We start from the raw sequence: 23,313 nt of genomic DNA on the forward strand, positions 1-23,313 counted from the left end.
CCGCGCACCCCTCGGCCGCCCCCGCCTCGGCCCGCCCCCGCCTCGGCCGCCCCCGCCCGCCTCGGTGATGATCAAGAGGTTTGCGTCAGGATTCCGCCGCTGGGAGACGCAAACTTCTTGATCACCGGAAGCGGGGGGCAGCCCGGGACCGAGAGCAGCACGCGGCGGCCCGGAAGCAGTGCCTGGCGCGGGGCCGAGGGTGGCGCGGGGCGCGCAAGCGCGGCGAGCCCGCGCCCACCCGGGCACGGGCTCGCCGGTACGCAGGGGATCAGGCGCGGAGGATGCGGGTGAGGGTTTCCGCGGCGCGGTCGATCGCCGCGTCGTCGACGTCCAGGTGCGTGACCAGGCGGGCGGTACGCGGGCCGAGGACCGAGACCAGCACGCCCTCGGCGCGGGCGGCGGCGGCGAGCGCCTTGGCGTCCAGCGGGTGCTTGGTCAGGTCCAGCGGGACGATGTTGGTCCGCACCGCGCCGGCCAGCACCCCGAACGGGGCGACCGCCTCGGCCAGCCGGGCCGCCTTGGCGTGGTCGGCGGCGAGCCGCTCGACGTGGTGGGCGAGGGCGTATCGACCGGCGGCGGCGAGGACGCCGACCTGGCGCATCCCGCCGCCCATCCGCTTGCGCAGGAACCGGGCCCGGGCGATCTTCTCGGCGCTGCCCACGACGAGTGAGCCGACCGGGGCGCCGAGCCCCTTGGAGAGGCAGACCGACAGGGTGTCGAAGAGCCGGCCGTAGGTGTCCAGCGGCACCCCGTCGGCGACGTGGGCGTGCCAGATCCGGGCCCCGTCGCAGTGCAGCGCCAGCCCGTTGTCGTCGGCGACCCGGCGCAGCTCCCGCAGGGTCGCCAGCGGGATCACCCCACCGCCGCCCCGGTTGTGGGTCTGCTCCACGGCGATCGCCCGGGTCGGCACGGCGAAGTAGCCGTCCGGCCGGACCATGCCGGCGACCGCGTCCGGGTCGATCTCCGCGCCGACCGCCGGCCAGGTCCGCGAGGAGATCCCACCGTACGCGGCGGCGGCCCCGATCTCGTACGTGACGATGTGCGCGTCGGCGTCGCAGAGCAGTTCGTCACCGGCGGGCACGACGAGCTGGAGGGCGATCTGGTTGGCCATCGAGCCGGTGGGGGCGAAGAGCGCCGCCTCGTGCCCGAGGAGCGCGGCGACCTCGGCCTCCAGCGCCGTGACGGTCGGGTCCTCGCCGTAGACGTCGTCGCCGACCTCGGCGGTGGCCATCGCCTCCCGCATCCCGGCGCTGGGCCGGGTGACGGTGTCCGACCGCAGGTCGACCGGCCCGTCACCGGTCCGCGCGTCGTGGATGACGTCAGCCACGCAGCATCTCCGCCACCAGGAAGGCCAGCTCCAGCGACTGCTGGGTGTTCAGCCGCGGGTCGCAGGCGGTCTCGTACCGGTCGGGCAGGTCGAGGTCGGCGATGTTCTGCGCGCCGCCGAGGCACTCGGTGACGTCCTCGCCGGTCAGCTCGACGTGCAGGCCGCCGGGGTGGGTCTCCAGGCCGCGGTGCACCTCGAAGTAGCCGAGCACCTCGTCGACGATCCGGTCGAAGTGCCGGGTCTTGTAGCCGTTGGAGGACTCGTGGGTGTTGCCGTGCATCGGGTCGCACTGCCAGACGACCTTGGCCCCGGCGGCGGTCACCTTCGCCACGATCGGCGGTAGGGCGTCGCGGACCTTGTGGTTGCCCATCCGGCTGATCAGGGTGAGCCGGCCGGGGATGTTGTCCGGGTTGAGCTTCTCGCAGAGCTCGATCGCCTCGTCCGGGGTGGTGGTGGGGCCGAGCTTGACCCCGATCGGGTTGGCGATGCGGGAGATGTAGTCGATGTGCGCGCCGTCGATCTGCCGGGTCCGCTCGCCGATCCAGAGGAAGTGCCCGGACAGGCCGTACGCCCGGTTGCCGGAGACCCGGGTGAGCGCGCGGTCGTACTCGAGGGCGAGCGCCTCGTGGGAACAGTGCAGGGTGACCGTGCGCAGCGCCTCCTCGTCGGTCATCCCGCAGGCCCGGATGAAGGCCAGCGCCCGGTCGATCTCGCGGGCGATCGCCTCGTAGCGCTCGCCGGCCGGGGAGTTGCGGACGAAGCCCTTGTTCCAGTCGTGCACCGCGTGCAGGTCGGCCAGCCCGCCGGCCAGGTACGCGCGCAGCATGTTCATCGCGGCGGCCGAGTTCGCGTACGCCCGGATCATGCGCTGCGGGTCGGCGACCCGCGCTTCCGGCGTGGCCTCCAGGCCGTTGATCATGTCACCGCGGTACGCCGGCAGCCCCCGGGCGTCGGTCGGCAGCGACCGCGGCTTGGTGTACTGCCCGGCGACCCGGGCGACCTTGACCACCGGCAGCGACGCGCCGTAGGTCAGCACGATGGCCATCTGCAGCAGGGTGCGGGCGTTGGCCAGCAGGTGGCTCTCGGTGTTGTCGGCGAAGGTCTCGGCGCAGTCGCCGCCCTGGAGCAGGAACGCCTTGCCCTCGCAGACCAGCGCGAGGCGCTGGCGGAGCTGGTCGACCTCGTAGGGGGCGACGATCGACGGGACGGTGTCGAGCACCTTGCAGACCTCGGCGACCTCCGCCGGGTCCGGCCACGGCGGGGTCTGCGCCCGGGGCAGGTCCCGCCAGCGGTCCAGGCCGAGGGCGGCGTCCTCGGCGGAGTCGACCGTGGGACGGCTGGTCTGCAGCGCGGGGCTGCTCACGGCGGGGTAGCTCAGCTGATGCCACTCATGGCGCATGGGAGAAAGCGTACGGCGACGGCTCGACCGACCCGTCATGGAGGGTGACGGTTCCGGCAGATGGGAGCATCAGGGGGTGACCGACGTCTCCGGGGTGGGCGCACCGGGCGCCTCGCCGGAGATGCACCAGTCGGCGCCGACCCGGGTGACGGTGAACAACAGCGGCCGGACCACCTCCTTCGCCCCGACCGACACGGTCACGGAGGTGCTGACCTCCTGCCCGGCCGGGCCGGTGCGCACGTCGGTGATCGCCGCCTTGGGCACCTCGAAGTGGTCGGCGAAGTCACCGTTGGGGCCGGTGGCCGCCGTGTCGAAGGCGGCGTGCATCGGGGCGCAGAGCTGGCTGCGCCCGGCGTCGACGTCCTTGGCGGACATCGCGTCGAGGTACGCCTGCACCCGCTCCCGGGACTTCACGGCGGCCTCCTCGGCCGGGGCACGGTCGAGGGGAACGGCGTCCTCGTCGTCGTCGCCGATGCCGCAGCCGAGCAGGGACAGCGGCAGGAGCGCGAGCGCGGCGACGGCGGTCGCGCGGTGCCTCGGGCGCATGGGTCCTCCCCTCGCTGGGGACGTCGAGATGCCGAGCGGCGAGTCTGTCACATCGATGCGGCGTCGACCACCACGGCCCCGCCGACACCGCACCGATGAGCGCCCGGTCAGGTGCAGCGCCGGGCGGGGAGGGACCGTGGTCCCTCCCCGCCGTGTGGGTGGTGCGTCGGCGCTCGGCTCAGCCGAGACCGCCCTTGATGGCGCCGATCAGCTCGCCGTTGCCGGTGTCACCGGAGAGCTCCCAGAAGAAGGCGCCACCGAGGCCCTGGTTCTTCGCGTAGGTCATCTTGCCGCCGATGGTGGAGGGGGTGTCGTAGCTCCACCAGTTGGCGCCGCACTTGGCGTACGCGGTGCCGGCGACCGTACCGGTGGCCGGGCAGGTGTTCTTGAGCACCTTGTAGTCCTCGATGCCCTGCTCGTAGGTGCCCGGGGCGGGGCCGGTGGCGGTGCCGCCGGGGGCGGTCTGGGTCACCCCGGTCCAGCCGCGGCCGTAGAAGCCGATGCCGAGCAGCAGCTTCTCGGACGGGATGCCCTTGGACTTGAGCTTCTGGATCGCCGCGTCGGACCAGAAGCCCTGCTGCGGGATGCCGGCGTAGGAGTAGAGCGGGGAGTGCGGGGCGGTCGGGCCCTGCGCGTTGAAGGCGCCGAAGTAGTCGTACGTCATCGGCATGATCCAGTTGAGCTGCGGTGCGGCGCCCGCGTAGTCGGTGGCGTCGATCTTGCCGCCGTTGCTGCCGTCCGCGGTGATCGCGGCGGTGACCAGCGCCGACGAGCCGAACTTGGTACGCAGCGCGCCGACCAGGTTCTTGAAGGCGTTCGGGCCGCTGGAGTCACAGGTGAGGCCGCAGGCGTTCGGGTACTCCCAGTCGACGTCGATGCCGTCGAAGACGTCCGCCCAGCGCGGGTCCTCGACCAGCTTGTGGCAGGAGTCGGCGAAGGCGGCCGGGTTCTGCGCGGCCTGGGTGAAGCCGCCGGACCAGGTCCAGCCACCGAAGGACCAGATCACCTTCAGGTGCGGGTACATCTTCTTGAGCTTGCGCAGCTGGTTGAAGCTGCCGCGCAACGGCTGGTCCCAGGTGTCGGCGACGCCGTCGACGCTGTCCGCGGCGGTGTACGCCTTCTCGTAGTCGGCGTAGCTGTCACCGATCGTGCAGCGCCCGCCGGTGGTGTTGCCGAAGGCGTACAGGATGTGGGTCAGCTTCGCGGCCGAGCCGCTGGTGTGGATGTTCTTGACGTGGTAGTTGCGGCCGTAGACGCCCCACTGGGCGAAGTAGCCGACGACCTTCTTGCCGCCCGGGTTGGGCGGCGGGGTGGTCGTGGGCGGCGGCGTGGTCGGCGGGGGCGTGGTCGGCGAGACGGTCGGCGACACCGTGGGTGAGGCCGTCGGGGAGGTGGTCGGGGTGCCGCCACCGCCGCACGGCGCACCGTTGATCGTGCAGTTCAGCGGCGCCTTGTACGGCCCGGTGCCGTTGTAGCCCCAGCTGAAGGTCGCGCCCGGGGCGAGCGGACCGGCCCAGCTCTTCTTGACCGCGACGTAGTGGTTGCCGCTGCTGGTGACGTCGGCGTCCCAGGAGCTGCTGATGGTGGTGCCGGCGGGCAGGTCGAACTCGATTCGCCAGGTGTCGACGTTGGCGCTGGAGCCGTTGGCGACGGTCACCCGCGTTTCGTGGCCGGTCCCCCAGTCCTGCGCCTTGGCGAACGTGGCGGTGACGCTCCCGGCGCCGAACGCCGAGGTCACCGGCACCGCGGCGACGGTCAGCGCGACCACGGCGCCGGCCCAGAGGGCGCGGCGGAGCGATCTCTTCATGTGGCACCTCCCCAAACAGTTAGGAAACTTTCCAGAAGGATGGGGAGACGCTACTCACGCTGTCATCACTTCGTCAAGATGTGCATGCGTCGATTTGCCGCGGCCCGCTCCGCATCGTCGTCCCGGACGCGTAGCCTCGCGGGCATGACCGTCTTCGACATCGAGATCGACGCGCTGGCCGGCGGCCCGGCACACCTGGACGCGTACCGTGGCCGGGCGCTGCTGGTGGTGAACGTGGCGTCGCGCTGCGGGCTCACCCCGCAGTACGCCGGCCTGGAGCAACTGCACCGCGAGTACGCCGACCGGGGCCTGGTGGTGCTCGGGGTGCCGTGCAACCAGTTCGCCGGGCAGGAGCCGGGGACGGCCGACGAGATCGGCGAGTTCTGCCAGGTCAACTACGGCGTCACGTTCCCGCTGACGGAGAAGGTGGACGTCAACGGCCCGGCCCGGCACCCGCTCTACGCGGCTCTCGTCGACACCCCGGACGCCGAGGGGCACACCGGCGACGTGCGGTGGAACTTCGAGAAGTTCCTGGTCGCGCCGGACGGGACGGTGGCCGCCCGGTTCGCCCCGACGGTCACCCCGGACTCCCCCGAGCTGCGCGCCACCGTCGAGAAGGTCCTGCCGGGCTGACCGGCACCCCGACGGCCCCGGCGGACCCGGCGGCCCGGCCACCTCGGGCGGGACCTGGGGGGGGACGCGGGCGGCCCTGGGGCAGACCTGGAGCGGACCCGGCGGACCTGGGGCGGTTCCCCGACCAGGACGAGCCCGGGGTGGTGACCCACCCCGGGCTCGTCGGTCGACCGCCCCCGGCGCGGACACGCCGGCGGGCGATCAGGTCAACCGATCGTGCACGCCGATCCGTTGAGGGTGAAGCCGGTCGGGGCCGGGTTCGACCCGGTCCACGAGCCGTTGAAGCCGACCCCGGTGGACGCGCCCGGCGCGAGCCTGCCGTTCCAGCTCATGTTCTGCGCGGTCACCGTGGCGCCCTCCTGCTTCCAGGTCGCCGACCAGCCCTGGCCGAGCTTCTGCCCGGCGGTCGGGAAGTCGAACGCCAGCTTCCACCCATCGATCGCGGTGGTCCCGGAGTTGGTGACGGTGATGTTCGCGGTGAACCCACCCGGCCAGGTGTTGGCCGCGTACTTCACCGTGCAGCCGGCGGTCGGGTTGGTCGACGGCGCGGTCTTCACGGTCAGCCCCGGCGAGGCCGCCGAGACGTTGCCCGCCGCGTCCCTGGCGGTCACCACGAAGGTGTACGAGGTGTCGGCCGCCAACCCGGTCGCGGTGTACGAGGTGCCGGTGGCGCTGCCCAGCTTCACCGTGCCGGTGCCCTCGACGCGGTGCACGTCGTACCCGGTGACGCCCACGTCGTCGGTCGACGGCGCCCAGCTCAGCGCGACGCTGCCGCTGGTGACCGTGCCGGCGACCGGCTTGCCGGGCGCGGTCGGGGCCTGGGTGTCGCCGCCGTTGCCGTCGCCGCGCGGGAGCACGATGTGGGTGATCGAGTTGGCCGGGAAGGTGGCGGTGAAGCCACCCGCGCCGACCGCCTGGTCGGCCTGCCGGACGATACCGGCGAGGTTCGCGCCGCTGTAGCGGTAGACCTGGGCGGTGCCGGCCGAAGCGCCGGTGAGCGCGACCGGGCTGGTCAGCTCGTCGCCCGTCTTGTTCACCACGACCATGGTCAGCGCCTTGTCCGCGCTGCGCTCGGCCGCGTAGATCGCCAGCTTGCCCTGGTCGGCGCTGGTGGCCCTGACCGAGGTCTCGCCGAACGCACCGCCGGAGCCGTCATAGTTGCGGTAGATCCGGAAGGCGTGCGCCACCGGCTCGTCGGCCTCCGGCGCGGTCCACAGGTTGGCCATGTCCAGGCCCTCGCGGCCGAAGATGCCGAGGATGTCCGCCTGGGTGAGCGCCCCGTTGAGGTGCCCGTACGCGCCCCAGCTGTACTCGGTCATCGCGATCTTCGTACCCGGGTAGTGCTGGTCGACCAGCTCGCGCATCCGGGGAATCATGCGGATCGGCTTGTTGATCCAGCTCTCGTCCACGTAGGTCGGGTCCCACAGCTGCCGCGTGGAGCGCAGCCGCCGCTCCTGGGTGGCCGCGTCACCGGCCTCCTTGTTGTGCACGCCGGCCTGCTGCGGATAGATGTGGATGTCGAAGTAGTCCAGGATGCGGGTGCCGTGCTCCTGCTCGTAGGCGCGCATCTGCTCCAGGTACCAGGGCCCCAGCTCCTTGCCGCCGTGCGCCGCCCGGTCCGGCGGGTTGCCCCAGCAACCGGTACGGCTGCACGTGTCCTGGTCGAGGCCGGAGAAGTGGATCGAGTTCAGGCCCCAGCCCACCGGTCCGAGGGTCTTCGCGCCCGGGTCGGCCGCCTTGATCGCGGCGGCGTACGCGTAGGTGCGGTCGCGCAGCTCGTCGTAGCCGAGCCCCTGCCGGCGGACGTCGCGGTGGGTGGAGTGCCACAGGTCGGGCTCGTTGTCGAGGTTGTAGAACTCCACCCCGCCGTTCGCCGCGCTGCCGAACTGGCTCTTGAGGTGGTTGACGAAGTCGGTGGCGTACTCCGGGCCGACCGCGACGCTGGTGTCCTCGGGGTCGTTGGTGGTGATCGGGGTGCCGTCGGTCTTCTTGCCGTTGCCGCAGTCCGGCCACCACGGATCGGTCGACTGCTGCGGTCCGTACTTGGCCACGCTGAAGGAGCACGACCGGGTGCGGTCCTTGGCGACCCAGCCGAGCATCGGCACGGTCATGATGGTCTCGGCCCCGGTGGCCCTGTCCTGGGTGACGAACTTGTCCGTCTCCGAGCCCTTCGGCAGGCTCGCCGGGTCGGCGTTGTCGTTCGGCAGGTTCTCGAAGTACCAGTCGGACGCGCGGTTGGTGATGTCGTGCCGGAAGTTGTAGCGGGTGGTGTGGTTGCCGCCGTAGCGGTGGACCGGCAGCCGGATGTCGCGGGCCAGCGCCTCGTCGGCGAAGTTCATGCCGTAGACGTACGGGCTGATCGCGTGCCGGCCGGCGGTGGTGTCGACGGCCAGCGCCGGACCGGCCGCGGCGTGGGCGGGTTGCGGCAGGGCGAGGCCGCCGAGGGTGACGGCCAGGGCGACCGGCAGCAGTGCTGTGGTGGGACGCACGAGCTTTCCTCTCACGCAGGGATTTGAGCTCGCCGATGGGAGCGCTTCCATCGAGGATTGCGCTTTCCTCGCCACTCGTCAACGCCGCCGAGCTGGCAAACGATCATGTCGATACGATTCGAAACCCCCTGGTCAGCGACGGTGCGTGGGAAAACTTCCGGAAATTTCGCACGGCGGACGGACCGATCCTCGACGGTCGCCGCCTGGCACACCTGGACGCCGGCAGACCCGGGCCGCCCGGAGCGCGACCGCACGCGCGCCATGCCGACCCGCCCCGGCCCCACGCGTCGGGACCACACGCGTGACGGGACCACCGCACGCCGAGGCCGCGCCGGACCACCGTGGACGATGGGGCGGCGCGGCCCGGGAGCGCGGGCGGGTCAGCCGGCGGCGGAACGGAAGACCGGGTAGTAGCCGCCCGACTGGCCGGCCGCCGTCGGGTGGTACGAGATGCCGATGTTGGCGTAGTTCAACGCGTGCAGCCACTTCTCGCCGTAGCTGCACAACTGGTGCCCGACGAAGATCGACCGGACGTCGGCGAACGTGAAGCCGGCGGCCTGCGCGGCGCTGCGGGTGATGTCGTCGACCAGGTTGATGCCCTCGTTGATCTTCGCCCGGGAGGTGGCGGTCAGCCCGACGCAGAAGGTGCCGAGCTGGTAGAAGACCGGATAGCCGACCACGACCACCCGGGCGCTGGGCGCCTTGGCCCGGATGCCCTTGTAGACGGTGGAGAGCAGGCCGGGCAGCTGGGCGCGGGCCTTGTCCTCGGCGGCCTGCACGGCGGCCACGCACTGCGTCTCCCCGTAGAGCACGCAGGTGGTCATGATGTTGGCGAAGCCGACGTCGTTGCCGCCCACCGTGACGCTGACCAGTGTGGTGGTCGAGGAGAGCGCGGAGAGCTGGTTGTTCGTCACGTCCGTGGTCCTGGCCCCGGAGCAGGCCACCGATCGGTACGACGCGGGCCTGACGTTGGCCTGGTAGAGCGCCGGGTAGGCCTTGGTGCTGCGTTGACAGGAACCGCTCTCGGCGGTGTAGCTGCCGGCGCCGACGCCGGAGGCGTACGAGTCGCCGAGGGCGACGTAGTGGTCGGACGGCGACGCCTGGGCGGGCACCGCGAGGACGAGCGTGGCGCCGAGGGAGGCGGCCATGCTCAGGGCGAAGGTTACGAGACGGGATCTCCGCACGTCGCACTCCTGGGGGTCGGAAGTGGTGGTGGGAGATTGATATCAGCGAATCTTGCAGGCTCGGAAGATCACCGTTTCCACGCCTGTCGCCCATAGATCCCTTTGGATACAAATGCTTGCCGGACGATCTTAATTGGATGAAGGTTTCCGTCAACGGGACGCATCGCGCGGATCCGTCCACAACGGACGTGACCCAACCCACCGACCTGGTCGGGAATCCCTCCGCCGGGGGCCGGGTTGGCACCGGACATGACGACTGTGGGACTGATCGGCAGTGGCAACATCGGTGGCACCGTGGCCCGGCTCGCGGTGGCCGCTGGTCACGACGTGGTGCTCAGCAACTCGCGCGGACCGGAGACGCTCAAGGACCTGGTGGAGGAACTCGGCCCCCGGGCCCGGGCGGCCACCCCGGCCGAGGCGGCAGGCGCCGGTGACCTGGTCGTGGTCACCATTCCGCTGCGGGCCTACCGCGAGGTGCCGGTCGCGCCGCTCGCCGGCAAGACGGTGCTCGACACCAACAACTACTACCCCGCCGAACGGGACGGGCGCTTCCCCGAGTTGGACGACGAGTCCACCACCACCAGCGAACTGCTCCAGCGGCACCTGCCGGAGTCCCGGGTGGTCAAGGTCTTCAACAACATCTACTTCGCGCACCTGCTGACCCTGGCCCGCCCGGCCGGCGCGGCCGACCGCAGCGCCCTGCCGATCGCCGGCGACGACGCCACCGCCAAGGCCGAGGTGACCGCGTTCCTCGACTCCATCGGGTACGACGCGGTCGACGCCGGGCCGCTCGCCGAGGGCTGGCGGTTCCAGCGGGACACCGCCGCGTACGGGCTCGTCTACGCGGCCGACCCGGCGGACGTCTGGGGGCAGGCCGCCCCGGCCGACGCGGACACGGTGCGCGCCGCCCTGGCCGCCGCCCGCCGCTACGCCGACAGCTGACCGACGGTGACGCCTGGTGGCCCCGGCAGCGCCCGGGGCTGCCGCGGCGTCACTTCGCGCCGGCCACCTCGTCCCGGTGCACCTGGCTGGTGAGCCGCTCCAACTCCGGGGGACGCCGCGCGGTCAGGCCGGGGCGCGCCACTCCGAGGCGAGCACCGACCAGATCGCCGAGTCGACCCGCCCGGACGGGCCCGGGTAGTGCTGCCGCAGCGTCCCGTCGTGGCTCATGCCCAGCCGCCGGGCCACCGCGATGCTGCGCACGTTCTCCGGGTTGGTGTGCCACTCCACCCGTACGATGCCGCGCTCCCGGATCGCCCAGTCGATGATCCGGCCGGCGGCGCGGGTGATCAGCCCCTGCCCCTCGGCGGCCGGCTCCAGCCAGCAACCGGCCTCGCAGACGCCCTGCGCCACGTCGAACGAGACGAACAGCACGCCGCCGACGAGCACACCGCCGTCCCAGATCCCCCAGATGCCGCCGCCATCGCGCGCCCACCGGTCGGCGTAACGCTGGAGCACGTTGCGGGCCGAGTCGAGGTCGGTGGCCACGAAGGACGCACCCACCCAGGGCGAGATGTGCTCCCGGCAGCGGTCGAGGTTCGCCAGGAACTCCTCCGCGTGCCACGGCCAGAGCGGCCGCAACTCGGCGGTGTCGGTCAACGGCAGGGCGAACATGGTCCTCCTCAGGATGGCGGCACGCTCAGCCGCAGGGTGGGGCCGGAGACGTCGGCGAAGCCGAGCGAGCGGTAGAGCGGCTCACCCTCCGCCGACGCCCGCAGATCGATCTTCCGTACGCCCCGGTCGCGGTACCAGTCGAGCAGCGCCGTCAGGCAGGCCCGGGAATAGCCGCGCCGCCGGTGCCCGGGATCGGTGACGACGTTGAAGACGTACCCGGTGCGGCCGTCGGGGTTGGCCGGTCCACCCAGGCGCTGCTCCACGGTGCCGGTGGCGCAGGCGGCGAGGACGCCGGGACGCCCCGGCGCGTCGACCACGAACACGGCCATCGTCGCGTCGGCGGCGTCGAGGTGGTCGCGCAGCACCTGCCGGGCCGCCTCCTGCCAGGGCCCCGGCGCCGGCGGCGTACCGCTCATCGACGCGAGCATCACCCCGCGCAGCCGGACGATCTCCGCCGCGTCCGCGCCCCCGGCCCGCCGTACCGTGATCACGATCGGACCGTACCGGACGAGGTCGGACGGATGGGGACCCGGCGCGACCGGCCGATCCTCAGACCGGACGGCGGCCGGCGAAGCCGCACTCCATCCGGTGGTACCAGCGCACGTCGGTGTCCCCCTCCAGCCAGCACCAGAGCACCGGGCGGCCGTCCCGCTCGCCGGGGAAGTCCAGCAGCACCGGGGCGATGCCCTTGACCTGGATGTCGTGGGAGTTCAGCTCCTCCAGCACGGCGTGCAGCCGGGCCTCCAGGGCCTTCACCTCGGCCACCCCGCCGAGCACGGAGACGCCGTGGGCGGCCAGGTCGGCGCGGAGTTCGGCCAGGTCGGCGCGGAGCCGGATCAGCTCGTCGACGCGGGGACGCAGGGTGGCCACCAGATGGCGCGCCTGGGCGAGAGTGAACACCGGGCCAGTATGGGGCACCACCGCATGACCGGCGCCCTGCCTCAGGGATGTCCGGCTTCGCCGCGAGGATCATGCTGCGCGGGACATCGTCCTCTCGTTTCTCCGCTTCGAAGACCCCTTCGATGCCCACGCCGGCCCCCACGTCGCGGACCTTCAGTCGGCTGGCGTACGGCGTCCGGGGCATCAGGACGAAGTTCGCGAGCAACTCCCTGGAAGATCGACTCAAGGTGGAACCTCCGGGCTAACGGCCGTCCGCCAGGTCGAGGGAGACCCGGTGGGCGAACCGGATCGCCCGACATCCAGCCAGGCCACTCAAGACGTCCTCCACACTGAGCTTCGGCCGTCCGCCCCTCCCGGTGGCCTCCGCCTGCTGCACGACGATGTCTGCGATCCGTTCCGGGGCGTCGTCCAGCAGCATGCAGAGAAAATCGTCCGGATGCAGCACCTCGATGGCATACGGCGCGAGCGCGTGGTCCGGGAAATCACGAAGGTTGGCGGTGACGATCACCTCCGCATCGGCGGCGACGGCGGCGGCGAGCACGTGGCGATCTTGGGATCGTTGGTCATCTCGACGACGAGGTGCTCATGGCCTGAGACCATCGCTTTCGGAAAGTACTCTCGCATGACCTCGACCCTGCGTTCGGCCTTGGCACCGAGTACCGACGGCGGAAGGTTCCGGCGAACCTCATCGAGGATCGCCCGGGTCCAGAGCGGGCGATACAGATCCTGCTCGGCGCAGCGCAGCAGGGTGTCGGCGAGCACACTGGGCACGAGGACGCAGGCATCCAGCACGGCGACGATCATCGGCGGACGGTCAGTCGTTCGACTGATCGTCTGACCGCTGGCGACCACGGCGAATCGCTTCGTCGTAGACGCCCATGTCGATCGCGTCCGCCGTCAACTCGTCCAGTGCCTCACGGCGTGCCCTCGATCGGCGCTCCTTGTAGGTCAGCACGTCGTGCAACGCGACCCGGCGGCTGGAGTTGGGGCGGGTGTAGGGCAGCACGCCGTCGTTCATCAGCTTGACCACCGTCGGGCGGGTCACGCCCAGGATCGTGGCCGCCTCCCCCGTCGACAGTTCGACGTTCTCGGCCATGACCCGCACCGGCCGCCCCCGCCCCAGGATCGACACGACTTCGGCGATGGCTTCGCCCACCACGGGCGGCACATCGACCGGCTCTCCCCCATCCACGATCAACTGGAGCCGCCGGCCCCGGAGCGATCGCCGAGCAAAACGCCTCAGCTCGTCCCCGTTGGGCGCCGATCCACCTGCGGGTACCACCGTCACAAGAGCCTCCGACCTGATTGATCCCGTCACCACGATACCCACCAAAGCGAAAAAAACGATAGAGTCAGCGCAGGGCTGGGGCGCATGGTCCTATCGAGCAGCGGGGGCTCACGCTGCCCATGTCAACCGCCGCCCTGGCGGGTCGCGCCGCATTCGGCCTGCCAGGTGCGCAGGGCCTGCTTGAGGCGGCGGTTCTCCTCCCGCACGAGATCGAGTCGCCGGTTCCGCTCCCCCACCTCGTACGCGAGCCGGTGCAGCAGGGCGGTTGGTCCACTGGTCGAAGATGCGTGCTCAAGTCAGCGGTCGACGCCTTCGAACGAGAGTTCACGCCGTGGCTCGTGACGAATGCCTCTGCCAGTCACGGCGGTCCAGCCGCTCACGATGCCGGCCTTCTGGTGGCCCGCCGCTTCATCGGAGCCGGACAACTCATCGGCTCGGACCAGGTCAGCAAGCAGTTCGATTGACCAGCGCCCGGGCACCCGGAGCTCTACCCCACCCCAAAGAGCCGGACCAGAAGACTCTGCGCACCGCTACGTCAGCTGCCGAACGTTTGGACTGGCGCCGTGCGGGGACTTCCGTCGACCGTCTCCACAACGCAATCCGCGAGCGATCATGGATTCGTACGGTGGGTGCGCCACGGGTAGGAGCAGTCGGTGCCGGACGACTCGATGGCGGATGACCGCCCACTCTACGAGCGGGATCCCGACGCGTGGCAGGCGTACCTGGCGGAGGGCAACGCGAAGCAGGCCCGCAAGCGGGTCGGCGCAGACGTCCTGATCAGGAACGAGCAGGGCCACGTGCTGCTCGTCAACCCGCGCTACAAACCGGACTGGGACCTGCCCGGCGGCATGGCCGAGGCGAACGAGCCTCCCCATCAGGCCGCCGAGCGCGAGCTACGCGAGGAACTGGGCGTCCAACTGAAGGTCGGACGGCTACTGGTCGTGGACTGGGTTGCTCCGCACGGTCCGTGGGACGACAGCCTCATGTTCGTTTTCGACGGCGGCACGCTGTCTGACGACCAGGCGAGGGCGTTGCGTTTGGCGGACGAGGAACTGTCGGCCTACCGATTCAGCTCTCCCGAGGACACCCAGGCGCTACTGCGTCCCTATGTCGGGCAACGGCTGTCGCATGCCCTCACCGCTTCCGCGACCAGCAACTGCAGCTACCTCCTCAATGGCGCGGCGCACGTCCGGTAACCAGCGCTATGGGCTACCCACTACCGGGCTCCGAGCGTGCAGATCGCGGCAGGTCCGGACGTCCGACGAGGACCCCACGATCGTGGGAGTGACGCATTCCCTGCCGGTGGGTCGTCACCCGGTCTCTGACCGGCCGTGCCAAGATCGTCCCGTGCGCAACGAGCGACGCCTACGAACACGGACGCCCGAGTCCCGAGCCTTCGCGCAGCGCGTACAGCTCGTCATGAACCTGACCTCGCGCCTCAACCTGCTGCCCTTCGACGACCTCGAGGCGCGCAGGGCGGTGCTCACCGAGATCTTCGGTGGACCCATCCCTGACTCGCTGTCCATCCTGCCCCCGTTCCAGTGCGACTACGGGCTCGGAGCATCGTTCGGGGAGCGCGTGTTCATCAATCAGGGATGCTTCTTCCTCGACTACGGGGGCATCACCATCGGTGACCGAGTCATGATCGGGCCCCGAGTGACGTTGAGTACGGCCGGCCACCCCGTCGAGCTCGACGAGCGCTACGACTTCATCACGCACGCGCCAATCCACATCGAGGACGACGTGTGGATCGGCGCCTCAGCCACGATCACCCCCGGAGTGACGATCGGGCGGGGCTCGGTCGTCGGCGCGGGCGCCGTCGTCGCGAAGGACGTGCCACCGCTGAGTGTGGTGACAGCGACAAGCGTCGTCGAGCGCAAGCGGCTGAAGCCGGCGTCCACGGCGACCTGATACCTGCAGGCCGCCCACGCGCGTCGGCAGAAGCCGGCTCGCTGGTACCGACCCGCCCGCGAAACGCCTCAGTCGGCCTGGGCGGCCAGTTCGCGGGCCCGGTCCCGGGCGGCCTCCAGCGCGGCCAGCAGCGCCGCCCGTACGCCGTGCTTCTCCAGCTCGCGGATGGCGGAGATGGTGGTGCCGGCGGGCGAGGTGACCGCCTCGCGGAGCTTGACCGGGTGCTCGCCGGAGTCGCGCAGCATCACCGCCGAGCCGATCGCGGTCTGCACGATCAGCTCGTGCGCCACCTGCCGGGGCAGGCCGAGCAGGATGCCGGCGTCGATCATGGCCTCGACCAGCAGGTAGAAGTACGCCGGGCCGGAGCCGGAGAGCGCGGTCACCGCGTCCTGCTGGGACTCGGGCACCCGGACGGTGGACCCGAGCGGTGAGAACATCTCCTCGGCCAGCGCGAGGTGCTCGCCGGTGGCGTGCGCGCCGGCCGAGATGGCGCTCATCGCCTGGTCGACCAGGGCCGGGGTGTTGGTCATCACCCGGACCACCGGGGTGCCCTCGGGCAGCCGGCGGGCGAAGAAGGTGGTGGGCAGGCCGGCGCAGAGCGAGATGACCAGCTTGTCGGCCGGCACCTTCGGGCCGATCTCGTCCAGCAGCACGCCCGCGTCCTGCGGCTTCACCGAAATCGCCAGCACCGCCGCCTCCTCGACCGCGGTGAGGTTGTCCACCACCCGTACGCCGTACCGGGCGGTCAGTTCCTCGGCGCGGGCCGGGCGGCGGGCGGTGGCCAGCAGCCGCTCCACCGGCCAGCCGGACCGGAGCAGCCCGGAGAGCATCAACTCGCCGATCTTGCCGGCGCCGATCACCGCGACCGTGTGCCGGGCGGGTGCCATCGGTCGTACCCCTTCCGTCGCGGGGGCCGGCGGCGCGGCGGGTGTCCCTGCCGCGCCGCCGGTCCTCGGGCGATCAGCTGCCGAAGAAGACCTCGGCCTCGGCGTACCGCTCCAGCGGCACGGTCTTCAGCTCGCGGGTGGCCTCGGCCAGCGGGACCCGGACGATGTCCGTGCTCTGCATCGCGACCATCTTGCCCCAGTCGCCCTCGTGGGCGGCGTCGATGGCCTGCAGGCCCAGACGGGTGGCGAGCACCCGGTCGAACGCGGTCGGGGTGCCACCGCGCTGGATGTGGCCGAGCACGACGGTGCGGGCCTCCTTGCCGGTCTTGGCCTCCAGCTGCTCGGCGAGCCACTGGCCGATGCCGCCGAGGCGGACGTGGCCGAAGGCGTCGAGCTCCTGGTTGTGCAGCACCATCTGGCCGTCCAGCGGCTGGGCGCCCTCGGCGACCACCACGATCGGGGCGTACTGGTGCTGGAAGCGCTTCTCGACGTAGCCGGCGACCTGCTCGACGTCGAACTGCCGCTCCGGCAGCAGGATCACGTTGGCGCCACCGGCGAGGCCGGCGTGCAGGGCGATCCAGCCGGCGTGCCGGCCCATCACCTCGACCACCAGGGTGCGGTGGTGGCTCTCGGCGGTGGTGTGCAGCCGGTCGATCGCCTCCATCGCGATGTTGACGGCGGTGTCGAAGCCGAAGGTGTAGTCGGTGGCGCCGAGGTCGTTGTCGATCGTCTTCGGCACGCCGATGACGTTGACGCCGAGCTCGTGCAGCTTGGTGGCGACACCGAGGGTGTCCTCGCCGCCGATCGCGATCAGGGCGTCCACGCCCTGCGCGGCGAGGTTCTCCTTGATCCGCTGCACGCCGTTCTCGATCTTGAACGGGTTGGTGCGGGACGAGCCGAGGATGGTGCCGCCGCGCGGCAGGATGCCGCGGACCTCCGCGATGCCCAGCGGCTTGGACAGGCCCTCCAGCGGACCCTTCCAACCGTCCTGGAAGCCCACGAACTCGTGACCGTAGCTGGCGACGCCCTTGCGGACCACCGCCCGAATGACCGCGTTGAGACCTGGGCAGTCGCCGCCGCCGGTGAGCACGCCGATACGCATGATCTGCTCATCCTCCTGGAGCATCAGGTAAAGCCCGGATAAGCCCCAGGATATGTGTCAGATCAGACCATCGGCGCCGTTGCCGGCCCGGGGCGGGCCGTCAGTGCGAACTGTAGTCGTCGCGGGTGTACGCCGACACCGCGCCCCGAGCAGTCCCACCCGTCGAGCGGGCTACCGGTCAGTAGCTGACCTCGTGGTTCTGCCCCGCCTGCGGCGGCCTGCCGGTCACCGCCGCCCTGGCGAAGCCCAGCAGGTTGACCACCGTGCCGCCCGGGGCGTCCCAGTACTCCGCCGAACTGGCGTGCACCTTGATCAGGGTCAGGCCGGGGGTGTCCAGGCCGTCGGGGAACCACGCCTTCAGCACCGGGTTCCACAACTGCTCGGCCTTCGCCCGGTCGTACGCCTCCTGGGCGGTGCCGGAGACGGACACCCAACTGTGGTGCTTCTGGTCGGAGAAGGCGACGTCGACCTCCGGGTTGACCCGGATCTGCCGCACCTTGGCCGAGTCGGCGTAGGCGAAGAACCACAGGTCGCCGTCGAACTCGGCCTCCTGCAACGCCATCGGACGGCTCACCAGGCGGCCGTCCACCCCGATGGTGGTCAGCATGCCGATCCGGGCGTCGCGGATCAGCTCGGTCACCCGACGACGGGCGTCGGCGGCGTCGGTCGGTTCCCTGGTCATCTCGCAACCCCCTCCGGTGCGGTTCGCCGAACGGTGCCCGGGACGGAAAGGGTCAAACCTGAAAGAAAGCAGCGATCGGGACTCAGCCCGTCATCGCCCGCCAGCGGGCCAGGTTGTGCCGGGCGTCGACCAGGGCGTCGTGCCGGTCGGCGTCGGCGTCGGGCAGCCTCGGCCGGCCCCGGTCGTCCCAGAGCTGACGCAGGTCCTTGGTGAACCGGGGGATCTCCCGGGGCAGCGCCGGCATCGCCCCCCAGAGCTGGGCCAGCACCACGTGGTCGTACGCGGCGTACCAGGCCCAGAGTTCGAGCTGCTCGCCCGGGCGGTCGCGGATCGGCTCCAGCAGGAAGTCGTACAGCTCGTCACGGATCCGCTCCCGGGAACGCCAGGCCCGGTCGGCCGGGGACGGGAGCTTGTCCAGCACGTTGCGGCGTACCCAGGGCACGGCGCGGGAGTCGTCGAACTCGGTGGAGACCGCGTAGAACTCGCGGCCGTACTCGTCGACGACACCGATCGAGACGAGGTCGACGATCCGGCCGTCCTCGATGAATTCGCAGTCGTAGAAGTAGCGGTAGGCCATCGCCCCCATCCTCGCCCATTACCGGTCGGCACCGCCCGGCGGGGGCGGGCCGGACCCGGCCGATCGGCCCGACCGCACCTCAGCCGGGTGGTCCGTCGCAGCTCGGGAGTGTCACGGAGACGATTTGAGGGGTGTACAGCACGCTACCGGGCCGTCATGATCTGATGTGTACCGCTACCGGACGCCGACCGGGTTCCAGAACCTCCGTCAGGGGCCGTCAGGTTCACCCGGTGAGCGAGTTGTGGGTCCGTGACCGGGGAGGGGTTGGGCCGTGGAGATGCGCCTGCCGGAGCCGGGTGACGCCCTCACGGGCGTGGACATGTTCGCCGGGCTGGAGCCGGAGGTACGCCAACGGGTCATCGCCGCGGCGGTGCCGCGCACGTACCGCAAGGGCCAGCTGCTCTTCGTGGAGAACGACCCGGGCGAGTCGCTGATCGTGCTGCGCCGCGGGGCGGTGGCGGTCTTCCGTACCGCGCCGACCGGCGAGCGGGCGGTGCTGTCGGTGATCCGACCGCCGGACGTGCTGGGCGAGGTCTCCCTGCTGGACGCCTCGACCCGATCGGCCTCCGCCGAGGCGATCGAGGACTGCGCGGCGCTCGCCCTGTCCCGGCCCGCCTTCATGGAGCTGGTGCACTCCAACCCGCGCATCCTCGACGCGGTGATGCGCTCGCTGGGCGGCCTGATCCGCCGGCTCACCGAGCAGAACGCCGACCACGTCTTCCTGGACCTGCCCGGCCGGGTGGCCAAGACCCTGGTCCGCCTCGCCGGCGAGAGCCAGGCCCCGATGATCACCATCGAGCTGAACCAGAGTCAGCTGGCCGAGATGGCCGGCGGCTCCCGGCAGAGCGTCAACCAGGCGATCGGCTCCTTCGCCAACCGGGGCTGGCTGCGCACCGAGGGTCGGCGGATCGTGGTCACCGACGTCTCGGCGCTGCGTCGCCGCGCGGGCATGGCCGAGCGCTGACCGTTCCGGTCCCGTGCGCCGGGCCGCCCGGGGGCCGACCCGGCGCTCGTCGTCGCCCACGACAAGACGCGACCGACGGACCGTGAGGCCCGCCGGTCGCGCCGGTGAATCAGTTTGTCGTGTCGTCCTCGGGCGGGGCGCCCGGGCCGGGACCGATCTTCTCCGGCGGGGTGCCCGGACCCGGACCGATCTTCTGCGGATCGGTCGTGGTGCTCGTGCTCGTGCCGGTGTCCGTGGCCGTCTGGCCGTCGGGGTTCTCCACCATGCCCTGCTCCTCCAGTCTGGCGAGAGTGACCGCGTCGACGTCGACCGTCTCGCCCGGTGACCGGACGGTCCCGCCCGGGTCGGTCCAGTAGGCGGACAACCGAACCTGCACGGCACTCTCCTGACGGCGAACTTCTCTTGTGAGGAACACTAGTGTCGGCTGATCAGCCGCGGGGTCGGGCCGCACGTCGGGTACCCGACTGGATCAGCCCGGCGCGATACTGGGGTCTCCTCACGTACGGAGTTCGACATCGACCTCAAGTGTGGACACTGCTCCCGGGTGGCAGGGCCGGACGACCGCTTCTGTGGCGGCTGTGGACAGGCGCTGTCGCTCGGCTGCGCGTCGTGCGGACACGGCAACAACCCCGAGGCGAACTTCTGCACCAACTGCGGCCAGCCGCTGCGCGACCACGCCGTCGCGGTGCAGGAGGACCGGCGCCAGGTCAGCGTGCTGTTCATCGACATCGTCGACTTCACCGCGTACGCCGAACGGGCCGACCCGGAGCAGGCGCGCAGCCTCCAGCAGGCCTACTTCGCCACCGTCCGCCGACTGGTCCACCAGTACGGCGGGGTGGTGGAGAAGTACATCGGCGACGCGGTGATGGCGCTCTTCGGCGCCCCGGTCGCCACCGACAACGACGCGCTGCGCTGCGTGCGGGCCGGGCTGGAACTGCAACGCAGCCTGGCCCGGCAGGCCGCCGGCCCGCAGCCGCCGCTCGGCTTCCGGGTCGGGGTGGCCACCGGCGAGGCGCTGGTCGACCTCTCCGCCACCCGTGACGGCGGCCAGGCCTTCGTCACCGGGGACGTGGTCAACACCGCCTCACGGTTGCAGGCGCTCGCCCCGCCGGGCGGGGTGGTCGTCGACGAGAGCACCTGGTCGGCCACCCGGCACGAGATGGAGTACGCCGACCGTCCACCCGTGACGCTGCGGGGCCGCTCCGCGGTGAGCCGGATCTGGCTCGCCGTGCAGGCCCGGCCGCGCACCGACCCGCAGGCCGCCGAGCTGACCCCGATGATCAACCGGGAGCACGAGCGCGGCCTGCTCGTCAGCGCCCTGCACCGCACCGTCACCGAGCGGGTGTCGCAGCTGGTGACCGTCTTCGGGCCGGCCGGGGTGGGCAAGAGCCGGCTGCTGCGGGAGCTGTCCCGGCACGCCGCCAACCTCCCCGGACACCGGGTCACCTGGCTGGTCGGGCAGTGCCCGCCGTTCGGCGAGAACGTCACGTACGCCGCCCTGGCCGACATCGTCAAGAGCTGGGTGGGCCTGCCCGAGGGCGACGATCCGGAGGCGCTGCCCGACCGGCTGCGCACCCGGCTGGCCCAGCTCGGCGACCCGCACGGCACCCGGCTGGCCGGGGCGCTCGGCCCGCTGCTCGGCGTGCCCGGGGAGCGGCTGGTCCCGGGCGAGGCGGAAGCCGCCTGGCGACGGTTCCTGCTCGCCCTGGCCGGCCAGGGCCCGACGGTGCTGGTCTTCGAGGACATGCACTGGGCCGACCAGGCGATGCTCACCTTCGTCGAGCAGCTCGGCGCGTCCGCCCGGGGCGTACCCCTGCTGGTGGTCGCGACGGCGCGGCCGGAGCTGCGGGAGCGGCACCCGGCCTGGACCGGCACGATCAGCGGCACCATGTCCATCTCGGTGCCGCCGATGCACGACGCCGACATCGACTCCCTCTACTCGCTGCTGCTGGGCCACGCCACCCTGCCGGCATCCGCCCGGGCCCCGCTGATCGAGTTCGCCGACGGCAACCCCCTCTACGCCCAGGAGTACGCCCGGATGCTGCTGGACGGCGGGCTGCTGGAGCCGACCGTCCGGTTCGACCCGGCCGGGACGTCGGGCATGCCGCGTACCGTGCAGGCCGTCATCGCCAACCGGCTGGACCTGCTCGACCCGGCCGACCGGGCGGTGTTGCAGGCCGCCGCCGTGGTCGGCGTGCAGTTCTGGCCGGCGCCGGTGGCCGCCGCGCTGGGCCGGCCGGCGGAGTGGGTGGAGCGGGCGCTGGACCGCCTCCAGCGCCGCGACATGGTCTACGAGCTGCCCGCCTCGAGCATGCCCGGTCAGCCGGAGTACCGGTTCCGGCACATCCTGGTGCGCGACGTCTGCTACCAGCGACTGCCCCGCGCCGAGCGGGTGCTGCGCCACCAGCGCACCGCCGACTGGCTGGAGCAGCTCACCGACGGTCGCCAGCAGGACCTGGCCGAGGTGCTGGCCAACCACCGCTGGACGGCGCACGAGATCGCCCGGATGGTCGGCCTGGACCCGACGCCGTACGCGCGCGACGCCCGCACCGCCCTGCACCGGGCCGCCCGCCGGGCGTACGCGCTGCACGCGCTCGACAACGCGGCGACGCTGGTCTCCCGGGCCCTCTCGGTCGGCGGCGAGCCAGACCCGGCGCTGGAGCTGTTCGACGCCGAGCTGGCCCTCTACCGCGACGGTGACTCGTTCCTGGTGGATGGGGGCACCCGGACGCTGACCGCGCTGGCCGACCGGCTCGCCGACGCCGGTGACCGCACCGGCGAGGCGCGGGCCTGGACGCTGCTGGCCACCGCGGCGTGGAGCCGCGCCGACCGGGCCGAGACGCTGCGCTGCCTGGACCGGGCCATCGGCATCTACGCCGAGCTGCCGGACACCGAGGAGAAGGCGGAGGCGCTGCTCGAACTGGCCCGGGTGCGGATGCTCAACGCCGAGACCGACCCGGCCTGCGAAGCCGCCCGCTCGGCCGCCGAACTGGCCGAGCGGATGGCGCTGCCGGAGGTGCGGGCGAACGCCCGGATCACCCTGGCGGTGGCCCGGTACCTGGCCGGCGAGCAGGACGCCTACGCCGCGCTGGAGGACGTCGCGCGGCACTGCCGGGTGGAGCGGCTGAGCAGCCGGCGGCGGGCGTTGCAGAACCTGGCCTGGGCCGCGCAGGAGGAGGGCGACCTCACCGGTTCGGCGCGGCTGGTGCAGGAGCAGCGGTCCCTGGACCCGGCGGGCGGGCACGGCATCGCGACGAGCTTCGCCGACCAGTGGGCGCGGGCGTACTACGCCGGGGACTGGGTGGCCGCGCTGGAGATGGCCGACGAGTCCACCCGCCGTCCGACCGCGGAGTGGGACCTGCACATCGTCGCCGTCTCCGGCTGGATGCGGCAGCTGCGGACCGACACGGACGCCCCGGCCGGAGCACCGCCCGACGGCGGGCCGGACCTCGTGACGCAGGCGGTGGCCGCCGCCCGGCGCAGCGGCTTCCACCGGGTGCTGCGGTCGACGCTGGCGCACGCCGCCCTCTGCCGGGCGGTGCGCGGCCTGCGCGACGAGTCGATGCGGCTGCTCACCGAGCTGGACGAGGACTGGCGGCGCAGCCGGATGATCCCGTTCGCGGAGTGGGTGCCGGCGGTCGGCCACGTCGCCGTCGTGCTCGGCCCGGAGGCGGCCCGGTTGGTACGCGACATGCTCGCCCGGGCGCCGCGGATGACCCCGTGGGCGCTGGCCGCCGGGCAGGTCGCCGACGCCACCCTCGCGATGGCCGAGGGGGACGCGGCCACCGCCGCCCGGCTGTTCCGGTCGGCGGCCGACAGCTACGCCCGGATGACCGACACCACGGACCACGTGCTCACCACCACGCTGTCGGTGCCGGCGCTGGCCGCGGCCGATCCGGCGCGGGCGGCGGAGGCCCTGGCCCGGGTACGCGACTTCGCCGCCGGCACCGGCGCGTCCGGGCTGCTCCGGCTCGCCACGCCCGGCCCTGCCGGACGCAACTGA

At 71.9% G+C, this 23,313-nt stretch carries 23 protein-coding genes and 1 pseudogene; 7 read left to right on the forward strand and 17 right to left on the reverse strand.

Annotation, left to right across the window (positions count from 1 at the left end; genetic code table 11):
* Window positions 1-268: 268 nt before the first annotated feature.
* The 4 genes from ACPFP2_RS14590 to ACPFP2_RS14605 form a co-directional block, all read right to left on the reverse strand.
* Window positions 269-1,327, reverse strand: coding sequence for a threonine aldolase family protein (locus tag ACPFP2_RS14590; RefSeq protein WP_424089696.1), 1,059 nt, complete (start codon window positions 1,325-1,327; stop codon window positions 269-271).
* Window positions 1,320-2,726: a class II 3-deoxy-7-phosphoheptulonate synthase gene (locus ACPFP2_RS14595; protein WP_424089697.1), complete on the reverse strand. Its 1,407-nt coding sequence runs from the start codon at window positions 2,724-2,726 to the stop codon at window positions 1,320-1,322. The genes ACPFP2_RS14590 and ACPFP2_RS14595 overlap by 8 nt, the downstream gene beginning before the upstream one ends.
* Before the next feature lie 69 nt (window positions 2,727-2,795).
* Window positions 2,796-3,272 (reverse strand): hypothetical protein, encoded by a 477-nt coding sequence (locus tag ACPFP2_RS14600; protein ID WP_424089698.1) that lies wholly within the window; start codon window positions 3,270-3,272, stop codon window positions 2,796-2,798.
* Window positions 3,273-3,450: 178 nt separating this feature from the next.
* Window positions 3,451-5,079, reverse strand: coding sequence for a glycosyl hydrolase family 18 protein (locus ACPFP2_RS14605; protein ID WP_424089699.1), 1,629 nt, complete (start codon window positions 5,077-5,079; stop codon window positions 3,451-3,453).
* A 144-nt stretch (window positions 5,080-5,223) separates the two neighbouring features.
* On the opposite strand from ACPFP2_RS14605, the gene ACPFP2_RS14610 reads away from it, so the two are divergent.
* The gene (locus ACPFP2_RS14610) at window positions 5,224-5,712 is read left to right on the forward strand and encodes a glutathione peroxidase (protein WP_424089700.1); all 489 of its coding nucleotides are present in this window, start codon (window positions 5,224-5,226) and stop codon (window positions 5,710-5,712) included.
* A gap of 206 nt (window positions 5,713-5,918) precedes the next feature.
* Here the strand turns inward: ACPFP2_RS14610 and ACPFP2_RS14615 are convergent, their stop codons facing one another.
* Window positions 5,919-8,201, reverse strand: coding sequence for a glycoside hydrolase family 44 protein (locus ACPFP2_RS14615; protein ID WP_424089701.1), 2,283 nt, complete (start codon window positions 8,199-8,201; stop codon window positions 5,919-5,921).
* A 380-nt stretch (window positions 8,202-8,581) separates the two neighbouring features.
* Window positions 8,582-9,385: an SGNH/GDSL hydrolase family protein gene (locus ACPFP2_RS14620; RefSeq protein WP_424089702.1), complete on the reverse strand. Its 804-nt coding sequence runs from the start codon at window positions 9,383-9,385 to the stop codon at window positions 8,582-8,584.
* Between the two features lie 249 nt (window positions 9,386-9,634).
* Between ACPFP2_RS14620 and ACPFP2_RS14625 the strand changes: the two genes are divergently transcribed.
* Complete coding sequence (locus ACPFP2_RS14625) at window positions 9,635-10,327, forward strand: NADPH-dependent F420 reductase (RefSeq protein ID WP_424089703.1); 693 nt, start codon at window positions 9,635-9,637, stop codon at window positions 10,325-10,327.
* 123 nt (window positions 10,328-10,450) lie between these two features.
* Here ACPFP2_RS14625 and ACPFP2_RS14630 read toward each other — a convergent pair whose 3' ends face one another.
* The 6 genes from ACPFP2_RS14630 to ACPFP2_RS14655 form a co-directional block, all read right to left on the reverse strand.
* Window positions 10,451-10,999, reverse strand: coding sequence for a GNAT family N-acetyltransferase (locus tag ACPFP2_RS14630; protein ID WP_424089704.1), 549 nt, complete (start codon window positions 10,997-10,999; stop codon window positions 10,451-10,453).
* 8 nt (window positions 11,000-11,007) lie between these two features.
* Window positions 11,008-11,490, reverse strand: a complete 483-nt coding sequence (locus ACPFP2_RS14635; protein ID WP_424089705.1) for a GNAT family N-acetyltransferase — start codon at window positions 11,488-11,490, stop codon at window positions 11,008-11,010.
* A 58-nt stretch (window positions 11,491-11,548) separates the two neighbouring features.
* Window positions 11,549-11,899, reverse strand: coding sequence for a DUF2203 domain-containing protein (locus ACPFP2_RS14640; protein WP_424089706.1), 351 nt, complete (start codon window positions 11,897-11,899; stop codon window positions 11,549-11,551).
* A 241-nt stretch (window positions 11,900-12,140) separates the two neighbouring features.
* Entirely contained in the window at window positions 12,141-12,440 is a 300-nt protein-coding gene (locus tag ACPFP2_RS14645) for a hypothetical protein (protein ID WP_424089707.1), read from the reverse strand.
* Window positions 12,404-12,703 carry a hypothetical protein gene (locus tag ACPFP2_RS14650; protein ID WP_424089708.1) on the reverse strand — a complete coding sequence of 100 codons (300 nt, stop codon included), beginning with the start codon at window positions 12,701-12,703 and terminating at the stop codon, window positions 12,404-12,406. Before ACPFP2_RS14650 ends, ACPFP2_RS14645 begins: the two co-directional genes overlap by 37 nt.
* Before the next feature lie 10 nt (window positions 12,704-12,713).
* A complete protein-coding gene (locus ACPFP2_RS14655) occupies window positions 12,714-13,058 on the reverse strand; it encodes a helix-turn-helix domain-containing protein (protein WP_424089709.1) in 345 nt (114 codons plus the stop codon).
* A 413-nt stretch (window positions 13,059-13,471) separates the two neighbouring features.
* On the opposite strand from ACPFP2_RS14655, the pseudogene ACPFP2_RS14660 reads away from it, so the two are divergent.
* The 3 genes and pseudogenes from ACPFP2_RS14660 to ACPFP2_RS14670 all read left to right on the forward strand — a co-directional run.
* Window positions 13,472-13,651 (forward strand): annotated as a pseudogene (locus ACPFP2_RS14660) (cysteine hydrolase); the annotation flags it as partial.
* A gap of 189 nt (window positions 13,652-13,840) precedes the next feature.
* Window positions 13,841-14,383, forward strand: a complete 543-nt coding sequence (locus ACPFP2_RS14665) for an NUDIX domain-containing protein (protein ID WP_424089710.1) — start codon at window positions 13,841-13,843, stop codon at window positions 14,381-14,383.
* Between the two features lie 151 nt (window positions 14,384-14,534).
* Window positions 14,535-15,098 (forward strand): sugar O-acetyltransferase, encoded by a 564-nt coding sequence (locus ACPFP2_RS14670; protein ID WP_424089711.1) that lies wholly within the window; start codon window positions 14,535-14,537, stop codon window positions 15,096-15,098.
* 68 nt (window positions 15,099-15,166) lie between these two features.
* Here the strand turns inward: ACPFP2_RS14670 and proC are convergent, their stop codons facing one another.
* The 4 genes from proC to ACPFP2_RS14690 all read right to left on the reverse strand — a co-directional run bounded on the left by proC (window position 15,167) and on the right by ACPFP2_RS14690 (window position 18,346).
* The gene (gene proC / locus ACPFP2_RS14675) at window positions 15,167-15,985 is read right to left on the reverse strand and encodes a pyrroline-5-carboxylate reductase (RefSeq protein ID WP_424089712.1); all 819 of its coding nucleotides are present in this window, start codon (window positions 15,983-15,985) and stop codon (window positions 15,167-15,169) included.
* 73 nt (window positions 15,986-16,058) lie between these two features.
* On the reverse strand, window positions 16,059-17,087 hold the full coding sequence (locus ACPFP2_RS14680; RefSeq protein ID WP_363877487.1) for a 6-phosphofructokinase: 1,029 nt from the start codon (window positions 17,085-17,087) through the stop codon (window positions 16,059-16,061).
* Window positions 17,088-17,265: 178 nt separating this feature from the next.
* Window positions 17,266-17,769 carry a pyridoxamine 5'-phosphate oxidase family protein gene (locus ACPFP2_RS14685; protein ID WP_424089713.1) on the reverse strand — a complete coding sequence of 168 codons (504 nt, stop codon included), beginning with the start codon at window positions 17,767-17,769 and terminating at the stop codon, window positions 17,266-17,268.
* Between the two features lie 82 nt (window positions 17,770-17,851).
* Window positions 17,852-18,346 carry a polyadenylate-specific 3'-exoribonuclease AS gene (locus ACPFP2_RS14690; protein ID WP_424089714.1) on the reverse strand — a complete coding sequence of 165 codons (495 nt, stop codon included), beginning with the start codon at window positions 18,344-18,346 and terminating at the stop codon, window positions 17,852-17,854.
* A gap of 271 nt (window positions 18,347-18,617) precedes the next feature.
* Here ACPFP2_RS14690 and ACPFP2_RS14695 point away from each other — a divergent pair, with 271 nt between their 5' ends.
* Window positions 18,618-19,310, forward strand: a complete 693-nt coding sequence (locus tag ACPFP2_RS14695) for a Crp/Fnr family transcriptional regulator (protein ID WP_424089715.1) — start codon at window positions 18,618-18,620, stop codon at window positions 19,308-19,310.
* Between the two features lie 109 nt (window positions 19,311-19,419).
* On the opposite strand, the gene ACPFP2_RS14700 is transcribed toward ACPFP2_RS14695, so the two are convergent.
* Window positions 19,420-19,686 carry a hypothetical protein gene (locus ACPFP2_RS14700; protein WP_424089716.1) on the reverse strand — a complete coding sequence of 89 codons (267 nt, stop codon included), beginning with the start codon at window positions 19,684-19,686 and terminating at the stop codon, window positions 19,420-19,422.
* 138 nt (window positions 19,687-19,824) lie between these two features.
* Between ACPFP2_RS14700 and ACPFP2_RS14705 the strand changes: the two genes are divergently transcribed.
* Window positions 19,825-23,313, forward strand: coding sequence for an adenylate/guanylate cyclase domain-containing protein (locus ACPFP2_RS14705; RefSeq protein ID WP_424089759.1), 3,489 nt, complete (start codon window positions 19,825-19,827; stop codon window positions 23,311-23,313).

It is taken from the genome of Micromonospora citrea (genome assembly GCF_049629545.1).
In the GTDB taxonomy this organism is placed as follows: domain Bacteria; phylum Actinomycetota; class Actinomycetes; order Mycobacteriales; family Micromonosporaceae; genus Micromonospora; species Micromonospora citrea_A.